This window comes from Psychrobacter sp. FME5 (genome assembly GCF_014861375.1).
GTDB lineage: Bacteria > Pseudomonadota > Gammaproteobacteria > Pseudomonadales > Moraxellaceae > Psychrobacter.
Genome location: NZ_RRYX01000294.1, coordinates 1 through 324, shown reverse-complemented (window position 1 = coordinate 324; position 324 = coordinate 1). Strand labels below are relative to the sequence as shown.

At 41.0% G+C, this 324-nt stretch carries 1 protein-coding gene; it reads left to right on the top strand.

From position 1 onward, the window contains the following. The coding region (locus tag EI161_RS15150) for an ATP-binding cassette domain-containing protein (protein WP_192530065.1) at positions 1 to 324 on the top strand (324 nt) is incomplete at both ends.

Here is a 324-nt window from a genome sequence, read left to right as displayed (position 1 = left end):
TACAAACGGCGCAAGTCGCGTTAGATAAAATACAGACGTTGGCGCTTGCTGATTACCAGCCAGCGTTTTTAACCAATATAGCAGCAAATGACTGGCAAACCATCTCACTGAACAATGTGAGTTATCGCTATCAAGGTATAAACCACAATACACAAGAAACTGTGACTGAAAATAAGTCGCTTACTGATGACATTTTAAAAAATGTCAACCTCACCTTGAAGCGTGGCGAAGTGGTGTTTTTGATAGGCTCTAATGGTAGCGGTAAGTCTACCCTTGCAAAAATAATTACTGGCATCTTTATACCTACGACAGGCGCTGTAAAAG